This window comes from Microcystis aeruginosa NIES-4325 (assembly GCF_008974145.1).
GTDB lineage: Bacteria > Cyanobacteriota > Cyanobacteriia > Cyanobacteriales > Microcystaceae > Microcystis > Microcystis aeruginosa_G.
Map to the genome: position 1 here is coordinate 1 of NZ_BJKP01000101.1, position 827 is coordinate 827.

Below are 827 nucleotides of genomic sequence, written 5' to 3' on the forward strand. Positions count from 1 at the left end.
AATAGACCTCCTGCAAAAGTCTTATTCAGCTACTTGATGATAGCCTAAATTAAGTTCATAGTTGTAAATGCCGGCAATTAAATTAAATCTTAGACCAAATCGCCGTCTCCGATTCCTATATCTTGAGGATAAAACTCTAAATATCTTCAGACTTCTGTGGATATGTTCGATAACAATTCTTTCTCTTGATAACTGGCGATTAAACTTTTTTTCTTCTAAACTTAATTTTTGCTTTTTCTTTTTTTTGTAAGGAATTCTACTATTTTCATGATGCTTTTGAAGTCCTTGATAGCCTTTATCTGCTAAACATTCAATACTTTTATCGATCCCAATTTGACTATTTTTCCAAAGGTTAAAGTCATGTATTCTCCCTTTTCCATGAGCGGTGCAGATTATCATTCCTGTTTTTTGATCGGCAAGAACTTGAGATTTTAATGTATGATAGCCTTGTTTGCCGCTATAGTAATTTCTCTGCTTTTTTTGAGGTTTTTCTATCTCATGCTCCGCCACATCTACTACCACTATCTCTAGGTCAATATTGGGCTGTTGAACTGTCTTTTTCCCTAGCAGATTAAACAATCCTGATTTCATGAGAATACCTTCTACTTTTTTAGTAATTCGTAGGGCGGTTGTCTCATTAATCTCCCAATTAATTGCAAGATGGAAATAAGTACTATATTCCCGCAAATACTCTAATGTCATCAAGATTTGGTCTTCTAGACTTAATTTACTTGGCCTTCCAGATTTTTTTTGAAGAACTTTTTCGGCGGCTAAAACTTTCACCATATCATTAAATGTTTCAGGATACACGACCCAAAAGCGTTTGA

Annotated in this window: 1 protein-coding gene; it reads right to left on the reverse strand. The window is 34.3% G+C overall.

Annotation, left to right across the window (positions count from 1 at the left end; genetic code table 11):
• Positions 1-21: 21 nt before the first annotated feature.
• Positions 22-827 (reverse strand): IS5 family transposase (locus MiAbW_RS19145; protein ID WP_202981372.1); only part of this gene is annotated, 806 nt, incomplete at its 5' end.